Source organism: Roseivivax sp. CAU 1753 (assembly GCF_054482575.1).
Window position 1 is genome coordinate 198,753 of record NZ_JBTLRF010000002.1, and the last position, 18,651, is coordinate 217,403.

18 protein-coding genes are annotated in these 18,651 nt (G+C 64.5%); 14 read left to right on the forward strand and 4 right to left on the reverse strand.

The genetic code is table 11. The features are described from left to right. Window positions 1-102: 102 nt before the first annotated feature. A complete protein-coding gene (locus tag ACXYMN_RS05830; RefSeq protein WP_459012559.1) occupies window positions 103-945 on the forward strand; it encodes an LOG family protein in 843 nt (280 codons plus the stop codon). A 119-nt stretch (window positions 946-1,064) separates the two neighbouring features. Further along, window positions 1,065-2,087 (forward strand): aspartate-semialdehyde dehydrogenase, encoded by a 1,023-nt coding sequence (locus ACXYMN_RS05835; RefSeq protein ID WP_459012560.1) that lies wholly within the window; start codon window positions 1,065-1,067, stop codon window positions 2,085-2,087. On the opposite strand, the gene ACXYMN_RS05840 is transcribed toward ACXYMN_RS05835, so the two are convergent. Next, entirely contained in the window at window positions 2,084-2,587 is a 504-nt protein-coding gene (locus tag ACXYMN_RS05840) for a hypothetical protein (protein WP_459012561.1), read from the reverse strand. The two genes, ACXYMN_RS05835 and ACXYMN_RS05840, sit on opposite strands and share 4 nt — an antisense overlap. A 134-nt stretch (window positions 2,588-2,721) precedes the next feature. Between ACXYMN_RS05840 and ACXYMN_RS05845 the strand changes: the two genes are divergently transcribed. Further along, a complete protein-coding gene (locus tag ACXYMN_RS05845; protein ID WP_459012562.1) occupies window positions 2,722-3,042 on the forward strand; it encodes a hypothetical protein in 321 nt (106 codons plus the stop codon). 6 nt (window positions 3,043-3,048) lie between these two features. Here ACXYMN_RS05845 and ACXYMN_RS05850 read toward each other — a convergent pair whose 3' ends face one another. Further along, a complete protein-coding gene (locus ACXYMN_RS05850; protein ID WP_459012563.1) occupies window positions 3,049-3,702 on the reverse strand; it encodes a carbonic anhydrase in 654 nt (217 codons plus the stop codon). Between the two features lie 149 nt (window positions 3,703-3,851). Here ACXYMN_RS05850 and ACXYMN_RS05855 point away from each other — a divergent pair, with 149 nt between their 5' ends. The 4 genes from ACXYMN_RS05855 (at window position 3,852) to speB (ending at window position 7,553) form a co-directional block, all read left to right on the forward strand. Continuing rightward, window positions 3,852-4,232 carry a hypothetical protein gene (locus tag ACXYMN_RS05855; RefSeq protein ID WP_459012564.1) on the forward strand — a complete coding sequence of 127 codons (381 nt, stop codon included), beginning with the start codon at window positions 3,852-3,854 and terminating at the stop codon, window positions 4,230-4,232. A gap of 95 nt (window positions 4,233-4,327) precedes the next feature. Further along, a complete protein-coding gene (locus ACXYMN_RS05860) occupies window positions 4,328-5,713 on the forward strand; it encodes a leucyl aminopeptidase family protein (RefSeq protein WP_459012565.1) in 1,386 nt (461 codons plus the stop codon). An 8-nt stretch (window positions 5,714-5,721) separates the two neighbouring features. Further along, window positions 5,722-6,576, forward strand: a complete 855-nt coding sequence (locus ACXYMN_RS05865) for a C40 family peptidase (RefSeq protein WP_459012567.1) — start codon at window positions 5,722-5,724, stop codon at window positions 6,574-6,576. Then, on the forward strand, window positions 6,573-7,553 hold the full coding sequence (gene speB / locus ACXYMN_RS05870; RefSeq protein ID WP_459012568.1) for an agmatinase: 981 nt from the start codon (window positions 6,573-6,575) through the stop codon (window positions 7,551-7,553). Before ACXYMN_RS05865 ends, speB begins: the two co-directional genes overlap by 4 nt. A gap of 41 nt (window positions 7,554-7,594) precedes the next feature. Here speB and ACXYMN_RS05875 read toward each other — a convergent pair whose 3' ends face one another. Together ACXYMN_RS05875 and ACXYMN_RS05880 are read right to left on the reverse strand one after the other, a co-directional pair. Then, entirely contained in the window at window positions 7,595-7,933 is a 339-nt protein-coding gene (locus ACXYMN_RS05875) for a DUF2794 domain-containing protein (protein WP_459012569.1), read from the reverse strand. Between the two features lie 49 nt (window positions 7,934-7,982). Further along, window positions 7,983-8,639: a histidine phosphatase family protein gene (locus tag ACXYMN_RS05880; RefSeq protein WP_459012570.1), complete on the reverse strand. Its 657-nt coding sequence runs from the start codon at window positions 8,637-8,639 to the stop codon at window positions 7,983-7,985. A 224-nt stretch (window positions 8,640-8,863) separates the two neighbouring features. Between ACXYMN_RS05880 and fdhF the strand changes: the two genes are divergently transcribed. From fdhF to ACXYMN_RS05915, 7 genes are all read left to right on the forward strand, one after another. Next, window positions 8,864-11,650: a formate dehydrogenase subunit alpha gene (gene fdhF, locus ACXYMN_RS05885; RefSeq protein WP_459012571.1), complete on the forward strand. Its 2,787-nt coding sequence runs from the start codon at window positions 8,864-8,866 to the stop codon at window positions 11,648-11,650. A 7-nt stretch (window positions 11,651-11,657) separates the two neighbouring features. After that, the gene (locus tag ACXYMN_RS05890) at window positions 11,658-12,860 is read left to right on the forward strand and encodes a hydantoinase/carbamoylase family amidase (RefSeq protein ID WP_459012572.1); all 1,203 of its coding nucleotides are present in this window, start codon (window positions 11,658-11,660) and stop codon (window positions 12,858-12,860) included. A 292-nt stretch (window positions 12,861-13,152) separates the two neighbouring features. After that, window positions 13,153-15,096 carry an AMP-binding protein gene (locus ACXYMN_RS05895; protein WP_459012888.1) on the forward strand — a complete coding sequence of 648 codons (1,944 nt, stop codon included), beginning with the start codon at window positions 13,153-13,155 and terminating at the stop codon, window positions 15,094-15,096. Between the two features lie 118 nt (window positions 15,097-15,214). Further along, window positions 15,215-15,970, forward strand: a complete 756-nt coding sequence (locus tag ACXYMN_RS05900) for an ABC transporter ATP-binding protein (protein ID WP_459012889.1) — start codon at window positions 15,215-15,217, stop codon at window positions 15,968-15,970. 96 nt (window positions 15,971-16,066) lie between these two features. Then, window positions 16,067-17,020, forward strand: a complete 954-nt coding sequence (locus tag ACXYMN_RS05905) for a branched-chain amino acid ABC transporter permease (protein WP_459012574.1) — start codon at window positions 16,067-16,069, stop codon at window positions 17,018-17,020. Between the two features lie 129 nt (window positions 17,021-17,149). After that, on the forward strand, window positions 17,150-17,407 hold the full coding sequence (locus tag ACXYMN_RS05910; RefSeq protein ID WP_459012575.1) for a hypothetical protein: 258 nt from the start codon (window positions 17,150-17,152) through the stop codon (window positions 17,405-17,407). A 140-nt stretch (window positions 17,408-17,547) separates the two neighbouring features. After that, the gene (locus tag ACXYMN_RS05915) at window positions 17,548-18,624 is read left to right on the forward strand and encodes a branched-chain amino acid ABC transporter permease (RefSeq protein ID WP_459012577.1); all 1,077 of its coding nucleotides are present in this window, start codon (window positions 17,548-17,550) and stop codon (window positions 18,622-18,624) included. Window positions 18,625-18,651: the final 27 nt, after the last annotated feature.

Below are 18,651 nucleotides of genomic sequence, written 5' to 3' on the forward strand. Positions count from 1 at the left end.
CTCTTACCTCGGGTTGCCCGGCGAGGGAAGGCGGTCCGGATCGCTGGCGGCGGGCGATGATCCGGGCTAGGTCTGGACCGCAAGAGTAGCCGCGGAGGTCCGATGACGAAGAAGAGCAAAACCCAGTTCCGCGACGCGGGCCGCGATCGCAAGACCGCGAGCGAAGTTCCCGCGACGCCGCAGACCCAGTCGCCGGCCTATCGTCTGGCGTTTTCGGATAACGATTTCCTGTGTCGGCCAGAGCTGCGCCCGGTCCGGCTGCAGCTTGAACTCCTCAAGACCGAGATGCTGCTTGACGAGGCGGGCGTCGAGACGACCGTCGTCCTGTTCGGCGGCGCGCGCATCCCGGCCCCCGAAAAGCGCGACGGCGCGCGAACCGAAACGCTGGCGGAGCTGTCGAAGTATTACGAAGAGGCCCGGATCTTCGCGCGCGCGCTGACCGAGCATTCGCTCAAGGCCTATGGTGGCACCGACGTCATCGTCACCGGCGGCGGGCCGGGGGTGATGGAGGCGGGCAACCGCGGTGCAGAGGAGGCAGGGGGCCGGTCCATCGGATTGAACATCGTTCTGCCGCACGAACAGGCCCCGAACCGCTACGTGACGCCGGAGCTGGCCTTCAACTTCCACTATTTCGCCATCCGCAAGATGCACTTCCTGATGCGCGCGCGGGCGATCTGCGTGTTTCCCGGCGGCTTTGGAACCCTGGACGAATTGTTCGAGTCGCTGACGCTGATCCAGACCGGGCGGATGAACCGGGTGCCGGTCCTGCTGTTCGGGGAAACGTTCTGGCGGGCCATCGTGAACTGGGAAGCGCTGGCCGATGCAGGCACCATCGGGGCCGAGGACCTGGAGCTGTTCCGATTCGTCGAGACCGCCGAGGAGGCGCTGATCGAGATCGCCAAATGGCCGGTGGAACCCGCGCGCGACCGTCTGCCCGTGCGGTAGGGTCGCCTGGCCGCGGAATCGGGGGGCCTTTTCCCTGCCCGCGTGCTGCGCTAGGTAGCGCCGCAACCTCGATCCCGGGCCGCATCACGTTGCCCGATCGCAATGAAGGAGCCGAAGATATGGGCTATAGAGTCGTCGTCGTGGGCGCCACGGGCAATGTTGGCCGCGAGATGTTGAACATCCTCGCCGAGCGGGAATTTCCGGTGGACGAATTGGCGGTGCTGGCCTCGCGCCGGTCGCTGGGCACACAGGTCTCCTTCGGCGACAAGACCCTCAAGACGCAGGATCTGGACACCTTCGACTTTACCGGCTGGGACATGGCGCTGTTTGCCATCGGCTCGGATGCCACCAAGACCTATGCCCCCAAGGCGGCGAAGTCGGGTTGCATCGTGATCGACAACTCGTCGCTCTACCGCTACGACCCGGACGTGCCGCTGGTGGTGCCAGAGGTAAACCCCGAGGCCGTCGACGGCTACGCCAAGAAGAACATCATCGCCAATCCGAACTGCTCGACCGCGCAGATGGTCGTGGCGCTGAAGCCACTGCACGATCGCGCCCGGATCAAGCGTGTCGTGGTGTCGACCTACCAGTCGGTATCCGGCTCGGGCAAGGAGGCGATGGACGAGCTTTGGGACCAGACCAAGGCGGTCTACAACCCGACCTCCGAGGTCAAGCCGCGCGTCTATCCCAAGCAGATCGCGTTCAACGTGATCCCGCATATCGACGTCTTCCTCGAGGATGGCTCGACCAAGGAAGAGTGGAAGATGGTCGCGGAGACCAAGAAGATCGTCGATCCGGCGATCAAGGTGACGGCGACCTGCGTGCGCGTGCCGGTTTTTGTCGGTCACTCCGAGGCGATCAACATCGAGTTCGAGGACTTCCTCGACGAGGACGAGGCGCGCGACATCCTGCGCGAGGCACCCGGTATCATGGTGATCGACAAGCGCGAGGACGGCGGCTACGTCACGCCGGTGGAATGCGTCGGCGACTATGCCACCTTCATCAGCCGCATTCGGCAGGACAGCACGATCGACAACGGGCTGAACCTGTGGTGCGTTTCGGACAACCTGCGCAAGGGTGCTGCGCTGAACGCCGTGCAGATTGCCGAGACGCTGGGCCGCAGGGTGCTGAAGAAGGGCTAATCGTCCTCGATCACTTCGAAATCGTCGTCGTCATTTTCATCGCCGTCGTCCCGGATGCGGGACGGCGGCGGTTGCGTGCCGAGAAGACGCTGGACAAGGTGTTGATGGGCGTGGCCGGGGAAGGGCATGCCGTAGCGGCGCATGAGCGTGCCGTAGCTGTGGCCCAGTTCCGAGGCCTTGCACAGCCGCAGCCCCTCGGGGTGGGAATGCAGCGCCAGGCCACCGCCCGCTTCGCGCAACGCGTATCCCTTGCCCCGCAGGCGCGCGCAGAGGTCCGGCCAGCTTTGCGCGGCGGCGAAATCGCGGGCGAGGAGGACCCGCAAGGGGCCGAGAAGCTGCTCATCCGCCCGGTTGGGCGTCTTCGCCGGTGTCGCCCGGCAACACAGATCGGCATCGAGCGCGCGGCGGATCAAAGCACCCAACGTGATATCCGCGGACCGCGCCGCCTGCTCGGCCGCGAGTCGCATCTCGGGGGGCATGTAAAGCTCGATACGTTCCATGCTCTAACGATGCGGTCCGATCGGTTAATCATTGGTAACCGTGAAGCCACATTCTGGAAAAAGGTCCGCTGCGGCCCTAATTGCGCCCCGAATCACGCGCAGGGTGAAACAATAACCGGAACATGAGGCAGACTATGCAGAACCTGACTCCAAATGACGCGCAGTTCCCGTCGCTTCCCGATCGGCTCGACTGCGAAACCGCAGCGCTGATGCGCGGCTTTCTCAGACCGATCTTCGAGCAGGCGCAGGGCTGGGCCGATCTGGTCACGCGACTGGCTGCGCGCGGTTACGATCTGGCGTTCCGAGAGGGCCGTCTGGTGATCCTGTCGCATGACGACCAGCGCCCGATCTGCACCGGTCGCGACCTTGGCGAACCGCTGATCACGCTGGCGGCCCGCTTCGGGCGGCCGCAACTCAAAAGCGGGCGGGACGGGCGTAGCGGCTGGTTGGTCTGACCGGCCTCAGACGCCCGCGAACACGCCCTTTTCGGGATCGAATTGCTCAAGGCTGCCTTCGCCGATATCGGTCCACAGACCGTGCAGCGACAGGTCCCCGGCCTCGACCGCGGATTTGACGAACGGGAATGTCATCAGGTTCTCGAGCGAGACCATAACCGCCTCTTTTTCCAACGCTCTTGCCGACTCTTCCTCGGATACGCCGCGCGCCTGAACGCGCTCGTATCCCGGGCGCAGGATGTCCATCCAGCGGCCCACGAAACTCGATGCCTCTTCCAGCTCCGGCGCCTTGCCGCAGCACATGTCGAGACACCCCTGCACGCCGCCGCAGTTGGAATGCCCCAGCACGATCAGATGCGAGACATGCAACGCCGTAACCGCGTATTCCACCGCCGCGGAGGTGCCGTGCTGATTGCCGTCTGGCTCGTAGAACGGCACCAGGTTGGCGATGTTGCGGTGAATGAAGAACTCGCCCTGGTCGGCACCGAAGATCGACGTCACATGCACCCGGCTGTCGCAGCACGAGATCACCATCGCGCGCGGACGCTGACCTTCCGCCGCCAGCCTGCGATACCAGGCGCTGTTCTCGCTATACGATGTGGCCTTCCAGCCATGGTAGCGCGTCACGAGGTAATGCGGCAGGGGCTTGATGTGTTTCATGCGGTTCTCCGACGGTGTTCGCCTTATCGAATAAGGCTGATTTGCACGAAATTCGAGAGAAAAGGCGTTTCGCCGGAAACCTTTTCGGAACCCTGACGTGTCACCTTGGTCTCGGGTGAACGGGGATTTTGGAAGAAGGACGCCTTGGTATGGCACCGATTACTACGCTTGCGCCGCAAGAGCCGGCGCGGCTTGATATTGAGACCCTTTCGGACCTGTACGGGGATATGGGTCCGTCGGCCGCGGAGGAAGCTGTCTGCCGCGCCATGGAGGAACTGGCGCTGCGCCTGGCGGAATCCGAACGTGCGTTCCGGGCCGATGACTGGACAGGGGTCAACACGGCGCTGCGCCGTGTCATCGCCATTTCACGACAGATCGGCATGGTCGGTCTCGTGCGGGTCGCGCGTGACAGTCGCGCCTGCCTCGAGATGGGCGACAGCGTCGCACTTGCCGCGACGATCGCGCGCCTGCTGCGCAACGGCGAACGGTCATTGCTGGCGCTCTGGGACCGGCAGGATCTGACACTGTGACGCAGAACGGATCGCGGTTCTCCGACGCGGCCCCTTGTGGCGGCGACGCCACCGGTTAGGCTCGTGCAATCGACAACCGCACAGCTGGGGGCCACATGACGCTTCGTTTCGTCGACAACGCGCAGGGCGCGATTGATCTGCATGTCATCGAACAGGGGGGGGCGGCTGACTGGGCCGACGGGCAGGATGCCCGTGTCGGGCGCTGGGTCGCGGCCAGCGGTTTCGACGGCGGTCTCGGCGAGGCGCTTCTGATCCCTGGCGAAGACGGCGTGCCGGTCGCCGCGCTGGCGGGATACGGCGACCGTGCCAGCCGCGCCCGGGTGCGCTTTGCCCTGGCTGCCGCCGCACCGCGTCTTGCGGGGCAAGATCTGCGCCTGGCATCCGGCCTGCCGCAGGCCGATGTCGAGCGGGAAGCACTTGGCTGGTTGTTGGCGGGATACGGCTTTTCGCGGTATCGCGACCAGACCCCCAAGGTCGGTCGATTGCTGGCCCCGGACGGTGTGGACAGGGACCGGATCGAGGTGCTGGCCGCCGCCGAGGCGCTGACCCGCGACCTGATCAATACGCCTGCCTCCGACATGGGGCCGAACGCGCTTGAGCAGGCGGCGCGGGATCTGGCGCAGACACACGGCGCGCGCATCGACGTGACCGCCGGAGAGGCGCTAATCACGCAGAACCTGCCGATGATCCATGCGGTTGGACGCGCGGCGGGGGACGCGCCGCGCCTAATCGACATGCGTTGGGGCGATGATGGTCCGCGACTGACGCTGGTGGGCAAGGGCGTGTGCTTTGACACCGGCGGGCTCAACATCAAGCCCGCAGCATCGATGGGGCTCATGAAGAAGGACATGGGTGGCGCCGCCAACGTGCTTGGCCTTGCCCACGCGATCATGGCGCTGGGCCTGCGTCTGCGGCTGCGGGTGCTGATCCCGGCGGTCGAGAATGCGATCGCGGGCGACAGTTTCCGCCCGCAGGATATCCTGACATCGCGCAAGGGCCTGACGGTCGAGATCAACAACACAGATGCGGAAGGTCGGCTGGTGCTGGCGGATGCATTGGCGCTTGCCGATGAAGAGTCGCCCGACCTCATCCTGTCGGTGGCGACCCTGACCGGCGCGGCCCGGGTCGGTGTCGGTCCGGATCTTTCCCCGTTCTTTGCCACCGACGACGCCCTCGCAGCGGCGTTTTCGGCGGCGGCACCGGGGGCGGCAGACCCGGTCTGGCGGTTGCCCTACCACGACCCCTACGAGCCCTTGATAGAGCCCGGCATCGCCGATCTGGACAATGCGCCGAAGGGTGGGTCCGCCGGTGCGATCACCGCCGCGCTGTTCCTGCGGCGCTTCGTGACCGAGACCCGGCGATACGCGCATTTCGATATCTATGGCTGGCAACCGGTGGCGGCCCCGGGGCGCTCGAAAGGTGGTCTTGGCCAGTCAACGCGGACGATCCTTGCCGGTCTTCCCGACATTCTTGACCTGTGAGCGTGACCGTGACCGATGCGCCCCCCGTTGACCGACGGCTGTTGCCCGCCAACGGTCGGGTGGCCGCGACATCGCTGAAAGGCCACGTCACCGCGCTGGCGTACGTGTCCGGGCAAGCCTGCCGCATCGCGCTGCCGGTGGTCGATCTGTTGACCGAACCGGGTGGTCCGCGCGACCGTCAACTGCTGTTCGGGGCAGAGGTGAACGTGTTCGAAGACCGGGACGGCTGGGCCTTTCTGCGCGCCGAGGCGGATGGCTATGTCGGCTATGTTGCCTCTGCCGCCCTGGCCCCCCCCGTCGCCGCCACCCACCGCGTCCGGACGCGGGCCACGCATCTCTATTCCCGGGCGGATCTCAAATCGACCGAGCGCCAGAGCCTGAGCCTTGGGGCGTTGGTGGCCGTTACAGGCACCAACGGTGCCTTTGCCGAGACCGAAGAGGGGTTCGTCCCCGCTGGCCATCTGGCGCCGATCAGCGACCGCGTGCCCGACCCCGTTGCCGTGGCGGAACGTCTGGTCGGCACGCCGTACCTCTGGGGCGGCAACTCGGCCTCGGGCATCGATTGCTCTGGTCTCGTCCAGATCGGGTGCCGGTTTGCGGGCATCGCCTGCCCGGGCGACAGCGACCTGCAGGAACAGGCCTTTGCGCATTGGCGCGTCTCAGGGGCACCCAGGCGCGGCGATCTGCTGTTCTGGAAAGGCCATGTTGCGTGGGTTTGCGATCCCGCGACCATCCTGCACGCAAACGCGCATGACATGGCCGTCAGCTACGAGTCTCTGGACGCCGCAATCGCCCGCATCGCGGCGCAAGGCGGTGGTCCTGTGACGTCCCATGTCAGACCCTGCCGGAACAAGCAGCCATGAGCAGCGACCCGTTCTTTCATCCCGTCTCGGGGTTCGAGCTTCCGCGCTTTGCCGGGGTACCGACCTTCATGCGATTGCCGCATGTCTCGCCGGACCATCCGCGCTTTCACGAGATCGAAATCGGCATCGTGGGCGTGCCCTGGGACAGCGGCACCACCAATCGCCCGGGGCCGCGCCACGGGCCCCGGCAGATGCGCGATGCCTCGACCATGATCCGGGCCCAGCATCCCGTCACCGGTCTGCGCCCGTTCGAGCGGGCGAACTGCGCCGATCTGGGCGATGTGGGGCCGAACCCGGCGGACATTCCCGACTCGATGGCCCGCATCACGGCGTTTTACGACGCCATGCGCGAAGGGGGCATCCGGCCCTTGACGGCGGGTGGCGACCATCTGACCTCGCTTCCGGTCCTGCGGGCGCTGGCGCGCGACAGACCCCTCGGCATGATCCATTTCGACAGCCATACGGACCTCTATCATTCCTATTTCGGCGGCACGATGTATACGCATGGCACACCGTTCCGGCGCGCGGTCGAGGAAGGCCTGCTTGACCCCGAACGCGTGGTGATGATCGGGATCCGTGGCACCGCGTATGACACCGAGGACCGGGATTTCGCCCGGGCGATGGGCATTCGGGTCATCCCGATCGAGGATTTTCACACGCGCGGTGTCGCGGACGTGATGGCGGAAGCGCGCGCGATTGCAGGGGCCGGGCCGACCTATGTCAGCTACGATATCGATTTCGTGGACCCGGCTTTTGCGCCGGGCACCGGAACGCCGGAGGTGGGCGGTCCAAATTCCTATCAGGCGCTGCAGGTTTGCCGGGAACTGGCTGGCGTCGATATTGTCGGCGCCGATGTGGTGGAGGTTTCGCCGCCCTTCGATGTGTCTGGCGGGACCGCATTCCTGGGGGTCTCGATCATGTTCGAGCTGCTCTGCGCGATGCTGTCGCAGGAAATTAGCGCAAATTTAAACAAGTAGAATAACGATCTTAGTTAAGATCGTTGACTAAGGAGTCTGCATCAGACCGCGCGGATCAGCTTGCGCTCCAAAACCCGCAGCACGGATTTCAGGTCGTGGCCGCGCTTCAGGATCCGACCGTCCATCGCAACCACGCAATACATTCCCTGCTTGCTTTGCAGCTTCGGGCGCTTTTCGATGCGGTAAAGCGGCTGCTCTGCAGAGCGCCGGAAGATCGAGAATACGGCAACCTCGCGCAACGCAGAAATGCCGTAGTCGCGCCATTCGCCCGCGGCCACCATCCGTCCGTATAGCGACAGGATCTGGTTCAACTCGATCCGGTGAAACATGACCGTTTCGGACGGATCGGTTCTGTTCACGAATGGCGTCAGCGAATTCATCTTTCAAAGGTGCGGCGTGGGATATGCGAAATCAAGGGGTTTGCGCGGATTACAGGTGGGTTCTGGAATGTCTGCGGCTTTGCGGTTCGAGATGCGGGCAGGCATTGAATTGCGCCAGTGCCAACCCCGAGCGCATCACGTGCAGGCGGTTCACCGAGGTATTCTCGATCGACAGGCACATCAGCGCGAATGCGGTGATGTCCAGTCGGAGGGTGATGCGCATCGCCATCCCGATCACGCCGCCCGAGGTCACCGCCACGGTCGGTCCCTTTGTCGTCGTCAGATCGCGCAATGCGTCCGCCACCCGCGTCTCGAACGCCTCGAAGGTTTCCGGCGCGGATGCGATCTCTCCGCGCGACCAGGCACCAAACATCTGCGGCAGATGTTCGAGGAATTCCGGTCTGTCCTTTGGCATGGCCATGCCGTGTTCGGCCTCGAAGGCCTGGGCGAGAGTGAAATAGGCCACCTCGTTGAGGCGCGCATCCTGCACCGGGGCGCTTTCGGCCACCGCCATCTCGGCCAGTGTCTCGGTCTGGCGGATCAACGTGCCGGAGGTTGCCCGGACAAACCTTTCGCCGCTCTCGCGCAGATGCGCGCCAAGCCAGCGGGCCTGCGCACGACCCAGATCGCTGAGCTTGTCATAGCTTTCCTCGTCGCGGGCGTCGGAATTGGCCTGACCGTGCCGAACAAGTAGGATCTGGGACATGGGTGCTCCGCGATGGGGTCTTTCGCCAAGCGGGGTAATCGAAGCCACGACCGAGGGGAAGCGCTGTGTCTTTCCGGATTGCGTCGCGCGGCAAGACAGGGGATGCCGGCGCGGTCGCATGGACCGAAGACGCGCGCGGCGCAAAGACCGGAAGAAACGTCGGAATCGGGGGGCGGTTGTGGCAATATTCCCGCATAAAGGCATCGACCAGAGGGAGATCGTTCATGGCCGACACCATCCGCTTCACGCTTGACGGCGAATTGGTCGACGTGCCGCGCGGCACGACCATCTGGGACGCTGCCCATGGCCGTGGCCTCGTGATTCCGCATCTCTGCCATCGTCCGGAACCGGGTTACGCGCCCGACGGCAATTGCCGCACCTGCATGGTCGAGGTCGAGGGCGAGCGAAATCTCGTCGCCTCCTGCATCCGCGAGGCCGCCGACGGCATGGAGGTCCGTACCGACACGTCGCGCGCCGTGACCGCGCGCCGGATGGTGATGGAAATGCTGGTCGCCGATCAGCCCGACCGCGCCGCGGCGCATGACCGTTCGTCGCATTTCTGGGACATGGCCGACAAGGTGGGCGTGACCGAAAGCCGCTTTCCGACGATGGAGCCCGAGCGCATCCCGCTGCTCGACGACAGCCACATCGCCATGCGCGTCAACCTCGATGCCTGTATCCAGTGCAACCTGTGTGTGCGGGCCTGCCGAGACGTGCAGGTCAACGACGTCCTTGGAATGGGCGACCGGGGGCATGACGCCTTTCCGGTCTTCGACCAAGACGACCCGATGGGGGCGTCGACCTGTGTGGCCTGCGGCGAATGCGTGCAGGCTTGTCCGACCGGCGCGCTGATGCCCGCGACCATGCTCGACGCCGCGCAGGAGGGCGACAGCCGCGACTTCGACACGGAGGTCAAATCGGTCTGCCCGTTCTGCGGCGTCGGTTGCCAGATCTCGATCAAGGTCAAGAATGGGGCGGTCCGCGCCGTCGACGGCATCAACGGTCCCGCAAACGAGGGCCGGCTTTGCGTCAAGGGGCGCTTCGGGTTCGACTACATGCAGCACCCGCACCGGCTGACCAAGCCGCTGATCCGTCGCGACGATGCACCCGAGAAGGGGCTGAATGTCGATCCGTCGAACCCCTGGACGCATTTCCGCGAAGCAACCTGGGACGAGGCGCTGGAGGTGGCCGCGCGTGGTCTGGTCGACATCCGGTCCTATTTCGGCGGCAAGGCGGTGGCGGGCTTCGGTTCGGCCAAATGCACCAACGAAGAGGCGTATCTCTTCCAGAAGTTCATCCGGCAGGGCTTCAAGCACAACAACGTCGATCACTGCACGCGGCTGTGCCATGCCTCGTCGGTCGCCGCGCTGATGGAAAACGTCGGCTCTGGCGCGGTCACCGCCAGTTTCAACCAGATCGAGAATGCCGACGTGGCGATCGTCATCGGGTCCAACCCGACCGAAAACCACCCCGTCGCCGCCACCTATTTCAAGCAGTTCGCCAAGCGCGGCGGCGAGTTGATCGTGATCGACCCGCGCCTTCAGAACGGTCTCAAGCGGCACGCGGCGCATAACCTGCAATTCCGTCCCGGCACCGATGTCGCGCTGATCAACGCCATGTGCAACGTGATCGTCGAGGAAAAGCTGTACGACCGGCAGTATATTCAGGGCTTCACCGAAGGTTTTTTCGAGTTCCGCGATCACATCCGCGCCTTCCCGCCCGAAAAGATGGCCGCGCTGTGCGGCATCGATGCCGACACCATCCGCGCCGTCGCGCGCAGCTTTGCCGGGGCGCGGGCGGGCATGATCTTCTGGGGCATGGGCGTGTCGCAGCACATCCACGGCACCGACAATGCGCGTTGCCTGATCTCGCTGGCGCTGCTGTGCGGTCACGTGGGCCGCCCCGGCACCGGGCTGCATCCGCTGCGCGGGCAGAACAACGTGCAGGGCGCGTCGGATGCCGGGCTCATCCCGCATGTGATGCCGGATTATCAGACCGTGACCGACACCCATGTGCGCGACCTTTTCCGCCATATCTGGCAGGGCACCGAGATCGACGCCGAGCCGGGTCTGACCGTGGTCGAGATCATGGACGCGGTCTATCGCGGCTCGATCCGGGGGATGTATGTGCTGGGCGAAAACCCGGCCATGTCCGACCCGGATGTCGAACACGCGCGCAAGGCGCTGGCCAAGCTCGATTGCCTGGTGGTGCAGGACATCTTCCTGACCGAGACGGCCAACTATGCCGATGTGATCTTCCCGGCCTCGGCATTGTTCGAGAAATCGGGCACGGTGACCAACACCAACCGCACGGTGCAGGTGGTGCGCGCGGCCACGGCACCGCCGGGCGAGGCGCGACAGGATTGGGAGATCCTGGTCGATTTCGCGCGCCGCATCGGGCTTGATTGGGATTACGACGATCCGCGCGAGGTGTTCGACGAGATGAAGATGTCGATGCGGTCGCTGCATCACATCACCTGGAAACGGCTCGAGGCCGAAGGCGCGGTGACCTATCCCTGTACCGGCCCGGACGATCCCGGCCAGGAGGTGGTGTTCGGCGACGGCTTCCCGCGCCGTGCGGGCCGGGCGCGGTTCACGCCCGCGCGCGTGACACCCCCCGCCGAAAGCCCCGACAAGGATTTCCCGATGATCCTGATCACCGGTCGGCAGCTTGAACACTGGCACACCGGGTCGATGACGCGACGGTCCCTGACCCTTGATACGGTCGAGCCCGAGGCCACCTGCTCGCTGCATCCATCGACCCTGCGCAGGCTTGGGGTTCCGGAGGGCGGTCGCGTCCGTCTGACGACCCGGCGCGGCGCGATCGCGCTGCTGGCGCGCGCGGATCGCAACATCGCGCCCGACACGGCCTTCGTGCCCTTCGCCTTTGTCGAAGCGGCCGCCAACGTGCTGACCAACCCGCAGCTCGATCCCTGGGGCAAGATCCCGGAATTCAAGTATTCCGCCGTCCGTATCGAGGCGGAGGACCCCGAACAGGTGGCGGCGGAGTAGCAAGGCCATGATCCCGGTGCAGCCCGACCGCTTCCTTGCCGACCTGCACGAATTGCGGGCAATCGGTGCCTCGGGGGTCGGCAAGGGCGTGGTGCGGCCTGCGTTCAGCGACAGCGATATCGCCGCGCGCGACTGGCTTGCGGGCAGGATGACTGCGGCGGGGCTCGAGGTGGTGGTCGATCCGGTGGGGTCGGTCTTCGGTCTTTCACAAGGGCGGTCGCTGCTGCTCGGCTCGCACACGGACACCCAGCCCGAGGGCGGCTGGCTCGATGGGGCGCTGGGCGTGATCGCCGCGCTTGAGGTCGCGCGGGCGTCGCACGAGGCCGGTGGGCCGCCGGTATCGGTGGTGTCGTTCCAGGACGAGGAGGGGCGCTTTGGCGTGACCACCGGCAGCAAGGTCTGGTCCGGCGGGCTGTCGCTTGCCGATGCGGATGCCCTGACCGATGCGGCGGGCGTATCCTTCGCCGAGGCGCGCAGCCGGATGCCGGGGCGCGCTGCGAAGTTTGTCGAACCGGACCGCTTCAGCGGCTTTGTCGAGATGCATATCGAACAGGGGCCGGTGCTTCATCAACGCGGCGAGACGCTGGGCGTGGTCGAGGCCATCGTCGGCATCCGCGACATGCGCGTGACCTTCACGGGCCAGCAGAACCACGCGGGCACCACGCCGATGGCCCTGCGCCGCGATGCGTTCCAGGCGCTTGCCGGCTTTTCCGAGGCGCTGGGCGACCGGCTGCGCAACGTGGTCACGCCCGCGACGGTCTGGACCATCGGGCATGTCAGCCTGTGGCCAAACGCCGCCTCCATCGTGCCGGGTCGGGTGACCTTCTCGATGCAGTGGCGCGACGGCTGCGCGGCGCGTCTGGCGCGGATGGAAGCCGTCATCCGCGACACCGCGGCAGAGATCGCGGGAACGCGCGGCTGCGATGTGTCCTTCGGGCCTCTGCTGGGCATCGACCCGGTGACGATGGATGCACGGCTGGTCGCGGCGCTGGCGCAGGCCGCCGAGGACGAGGCCCCGGGCCGTTGGCGGAAGATGCCGTCGGGGGCCTTGCACGACGCCTCGAACGTGGCCGCGCTGATGCCGGTCGCGATGCTGTTCGTGCCGTCGATCGGCGGGATCAGCCACGACTTCGCCGAAGACACAGACGCGGAAGACCTGGTCTGCGGGCTGCGCGCTCTGGCCGGTATGGTGCATGGAATCGCACGATGATTCGCGCCCGCAAGGCGGCTTCTGCCCCGGCTTTCGACGCTTCCCAAGTAACCCGAGCGCCTTTGAATCCCAACCGAACCGTGTGGGATTCCTTGGATTAATTTAATGGGCGTTCAATTTTTTTGCACCGTGACCTTGTGAGGGCTTGACCCAAAGGGCCGAGCCGGACCTAATGCGGATCAGACCTTGGAGGAGGTCTTGTTTCGCAGCTGCGGGGCAAGAACAGGGGGCCCGGCAAGCCGGGCCATCGGGAGGAGATACCTTGACACAGACGTCAGAGGGTGCGGGCGATATGCACTCGGTTCCTGCCTTGTTGCACCGGAACGCCACGCGCTTCGGGGCACGTCCGGCGTATCGCGAAAAGGAATACGGGATCTGGCAGACCTGGACCTGGGCCGAGACCGAAAAAGAGATCGAAGCCTTCGCGCTGGGGCTGTTGCGACTGGGCGTGGCCCCGGGTGATTTCGTCGCCATCATCGGGCGCAACCGTCCGCATCTTTACTGGTCGATGGTCGCGGTGCAGTCCGTGGGCGCCGTGCCGGTGCCGCTGTATCAGGACGCCGTCGCCGAAGAGATGGTCTACGTGCTTGACCATTGCGGTGCAAAGCTGGTGATCGCGGGCGATCAGGAACAGGTCGACAAGGTGCTCGAGATCGAGGATCGGCTGCCCGACTTCCACCAGATGATCTATCTCGACCAGCGCGGCATGCGGAAATACGACCATACCACCCTGACTTCTTTCGAAGAGGTCACGACGGACGGTCGCGCGGCCACCGCCGAAGAGAAGGCCGAGCTTGAGCGGCGGCGCAGCGGTCTTGGCTACGACGACACCTGCGTGATGCTCTATACCTCGGGCACCACGGGCAAGCCCAAGGGCGTCGTGCTGTCGAACCGGAACATCATCGAGACCGCCAAGAACTCCTGCGCGTTCGACCACCTTGCAGAGGGCGAGGAGGTGCTGGCCTATCTGCCGATGGCCTGGGTGGGCGATTTCATCTTTTCGATCGGGCAGGCCTATTGGTCGGGCTTCTGCGTGAATTGCCCCGAAAGCCCCGACACGATGATGACCGACCTGCGAGAGATCGCGCCGACCTATTATTTCGCGCCGCCCCGGGTCTTCGAGACGCAGCTGACGCAGATCATGATCCGGATGGAGGATGCCGGACCGTTCAAGCGCAAGCTGTTCAAGTATTTCATGGATCACGCCCGCAAGGTCGGGCCGCGCATCCTGGACGGCGAAGAGGTCAGCCTTGCGGACCGGCTGAAATACCGGCTCGGGGAATGGTCGGTCTATGGCCCGCTGAAAAACGCGCTGGGCTTTTCCAAGGTCCGCGTCGGCTATACCGCGGGCGAGGCGATCGGACCCGAGATCTTCGATTTCTACCGTGCGCTCGGGATCAACCTGAAGCAGCTTTACGGCCAGACCGAAGCGTCGGTCTTCATCACCCAGCAGCCCGACGGGCAGGTCCGGTCGGACACCGTGGGGGTGCCGTCGCCGGGCGTCGAGATCCGGATCGCCGACAATGGCGAGGTGTTCTACCGCTCGCCGGGCGTTTTTGTGCGGTATTACAAGAATGACACGTCCACCGCCGACACCAAGGATGCCGAAGGCTGGGTGGCCACCGGCGATGCGGGCTTCATCGAGGAAGGCACCGGGCATCTTCGGATCATCGACCGGGCCAAGGATGTGGGCAAGATGGCGGATGGGGCGCTGTTCGCGCCGAAATACGTCGAGAACAAGCTGAAGTTCTATCCCAACATCCTCGAGGCCGTGGTGTTCGGGGCGGGGCGGGACCGCTGCGTCGCCTTCATCAACATCGATCTTGCCGCCGTGGGCAACTGGGCCGAGCGCAACAACATCGCCTATGCCAGCTATCAGGAACTGGCGCAGAACACCCAGGTGCTCGACGCGATCCAGTCGCACGTGGAAGAGGTCAATGCCAGCGTGGCCGAGGACGACATGCTGTCGGGCTGCCAGATCCACCGCTTTTTCGTGCTGCACAAGGAACTGGACGCGGATGACGGCGAGCTGACCCGCACCCGCAAGGTGCGCCGCAAGATCATCGAGGAGAAGTTCGCAGACCTCGTCGACGGGCTCTATGCCGACAAGGACAGCGTCTACACCGAAACCGAAGTGACCTATGAGGATGGCCGCAAGGGCAAGATCAAGGCGACGCTGTTCGCACGGGCACCGAAGGTGATGCCGGTCCACACCAAGAAGATCGCGGCGGAATGAGCCGCGCGCACCTCGTCGAGCCCTTGCGGGCTTTCCTCGGCGCATCCAAAGGAGAGACCGCGTGAAGGATACCGAAGGCTATATCACCGCTGATGGCCGAGAGATCGGCGGCGTGTTGATGGAGATGAAGAACATCACCCTGCGCTTTGGCGGCGTGGTGGCGATCAACGACATATCCTTCGATGTTCGCGAGGGCGAGATCCGCGCCATCATCGGGCCGAACGGCGCTGGCAAGTCCTCGATGCTCAACATCATCTCGGGCTTCTACACGCCGTCGGAGGGCGAGCTGTACTACAAGGGCAAGAAGCGCCCTCCCATGAAGCCGTTCGAGGTGGCCCGCATGGGTATCGCGCGGACCTTCCAGAACATCGCGTTGTTCGAGGGCATGACCGTTCTAGACAACGTCATGACCGGCAGGCTCACGCACATGAATGCCGGGCTGTTGTCGCAGGCGGTCTGGTTCGGAAAGGCCCGCGACGAAGAGATCGAGAACCGCGAAGTGGTCGAGAAGGTCATCGACTTCCTCGAGATCCAGAACATCCGCAAGACGCCGGTCGGCCGGTTGCCCTACGGTCTCAAGAAGCGGGTGGAACTGGCCCGCGCATTGGCCGCAGAGCCGTCGATCCTGCTGCTCGACGAGCCGATGGCCGGCATGAACGTCGAGGAGAAGGAGGACATGTCCCGCTTCATCCTCGATGTGAACGACGAATTCGGCACCACCATCGCGCTGATCGAACACGACATGGGCGTTGTCATGGACATATCGGACCGGGTCGTCGTGATGGATTACGGCAAGAAGATCGGGGACGGCACACCCGAAGAGGTTCGCAACAACCAGGACGTGATCGACGCCTATCTGGGGGTCGCGCATTGACCGCCTTCGCCGCCGTCGCCGCAGCTGTCCCGGACATGATCCGGGACCTCACCCATTGTCAGGAGGCCCCGGCACGCGTCCGGGGCGGGAGATAACATGCTCTATGACTATTTGATCGCGCCCTTCGTGGACATGGCCTCGGCGCCCGACTTTTTCATGCAGGTGATCTGGGAAGGTCTGGTGTCGGGCATCCTCTATGCGCTGATCGCACTGGGCTTCGTGCTGATCTTCCGGTCGAGCCGCATCTTCAACTTCGCGCAGGGCATCATGGTGGTGTTCGCGGCGCTGACCCTGGTCGGATTGCACGCGATAGGCATACCGGCCTGGATCGCCGTGGCGCTCACGCTGGTGGTGATGTTCGTTCTGGCGGTCTCGATCGAGCGGATCGTCCTGCGTCCGCTGGTGGGGCAGCCGGATATCATCCTGTTCATGGCGACCATCGGCATCACGCTGTTCCTGATCGGTCTGGGCGAGATCATCTTTGGCGGCGAGAACAAGGTGATGATCTCGGAAGAGCTGGGCATCCCGACGGGCGATTTCGTGCTCGAGCCGTTCGGCGGCCTGCTGATCCTGCAGCATCTCGACATCACCGTGGTGGTGGTTGCGACGCTGCTGGTGCTCGCGCTGCTGGCGTTCCTCAACTACACCCAGATGGGCCGGGCGATCCGGGCCTTGGGCGACGACCACCAGGCGGCGCTGTCGGTTGGCATCTCGTTGCAGACGATCTGGGTGCTGGTCTGGTTCATCGCGGGCATCATCGCGCTGGTCACGGGCATCGCCTGGGGCGCGCGGGCGGGCGTGAGCTTTGCGCTTGAGGTGATCGCCTACAAGGCGCTGCCGGTGCTGATGCTGGGCGGGCTTGAATCGATCACCGGGGCCATTGTCGGCGGCCTGATGATCGGCATTCTCGAGAAGCTGTTCGAGATCTACTGGGGCCAGCCCTTCCTTGGCGGCAACACCGAAACCTGGTTCGCCTTTGTCCTTGCCCTGATCGTGCTGCTGTTTCGGCCACAGGGCCTCTTTGGAGAGCGGATCATTGAGCGAGTTTAGCGCAGCACCGGTCAGGAACTGTGATACGGTCGCCCAAAAGGCGGCATGCGACCGGCAGTCGGTGCATGCGCGCGAAAAAACTCAACGGTGCGGTATCGCTTCATGGAACGACAGAACCCTCGACTTCGAATGGCCGTGTCACCCCTTGGCGCAAATGCCGGGTTTGTCGTGCTGTGCATCCTCGGCGGGCTCTGGGCGATGGGGTTCCTGGTCTACGGCACGCTCGTTCTCATCGAGTGGTCAGATGACAACTGGAACCTGCAGCGCGAGTTTGACCGCGTCATCGCCATCGCCGTGGCGTTCGTGCTTTTCGCCGGGGGCACCGCCGTGTCGCTCTGGGCCTTCGCGCAGACCCGACCGGCTCCGAAAGCCGCAAAAGAACGCTGACCGCGCGATGCCCGGCCTTGCAGCGGGGCGCGACCATGCGGGCAACGTGACCCCCGGGACGCCCCATGCATGCGGCGTCGCACGATCCCGCGCGTCCGCCCGCGCCCACCCCGTTCCCTCCTGAAGCAGAGAGCACCGCAATGCTGTATCGCACCGCCGGACAATTCAAGACCAGCTACAAAGCGGATCAGGCCCTGTTCCCGATCCGGCAGGATGCCGTGCTTCTGGGCATCATTCTGGTCTTCGCCTATGTGATCTTCCCGCTGTTCGCGACCGAGTTCGTCTACCAGACCCTGCTGATCCCGGTGCTGATCTATGCGCTGGCGGCGATGGGTCTGAACATCCTGACCGGCTTCGCAGGGCAGCTGTCGCTGGGCACCGGTGCGTTCATGGGGGTCGGGGCCTACGCCTGCTACAAGCTGATCACGCTTTTCCCCTGGATGAACCCGATCGTGGCGATCCTGATGTCGGGCGTGTTCTCGGCCGGGGTCGGCGTGGCCTTCGGCATTCCGTCACTGCGGATCAAGGGGTTTTACCTCGCCATCGCGACGCTGGCGGCGCAGTTCTTTCTGGTGTGGCTCTTCGAAAAATGGGCGTGGCTTTACAACTACAACGCCTCGGGCGCGATCCAGGTGCCGAACCTCAAGATGTTCGGTGTCTATATCTCGGGGCCGCAAGCGGCGAGCGTCACCCAGTATTTCCTCGTGCTGCTGATCGTCAGTTTCATGACCCTGCTGTGCATCAACCTGACGCGGGGCAATCTGGGACGCACATGGAAGGCCACGCGGGACATGGACATCGCGGCGGAACTCATCGGCATCAACCTGATGAAATCGAAGCTTACCGCCTTCATGGTGTCGTCCTACATCGTCGGCGTCGCCGGTGCGCTTTACGTCTTCATGTGGAAAGGCGCGGCGGAACCCAACGTCTTCGACATTCCGCTGAGTTTCCAGGTCCTGTTCATCGCCATCATCGGCGGTCTGGGGTCGGTCATGGGCAACTTCCTGGGCGCGATCCTGATCGTCGGTCTGCCGGTGGTGCTGAACCTGCTGCCCGCGGCGCTGGGCCTGTCGATCTCGTCGGCGCTGGTCGAGCATCTCAACGTGATGATCGTGGGCTCGCTGATCATCTTCTTCCTGATCGTGGAACCGCACGGTCTGGCACAGCTATGGCGGCTTATCCGTGAAAAGCTGATCATCTGGCCGTTCCCGCACTGACACCGGGGCGGCCCAACAACAAAAACG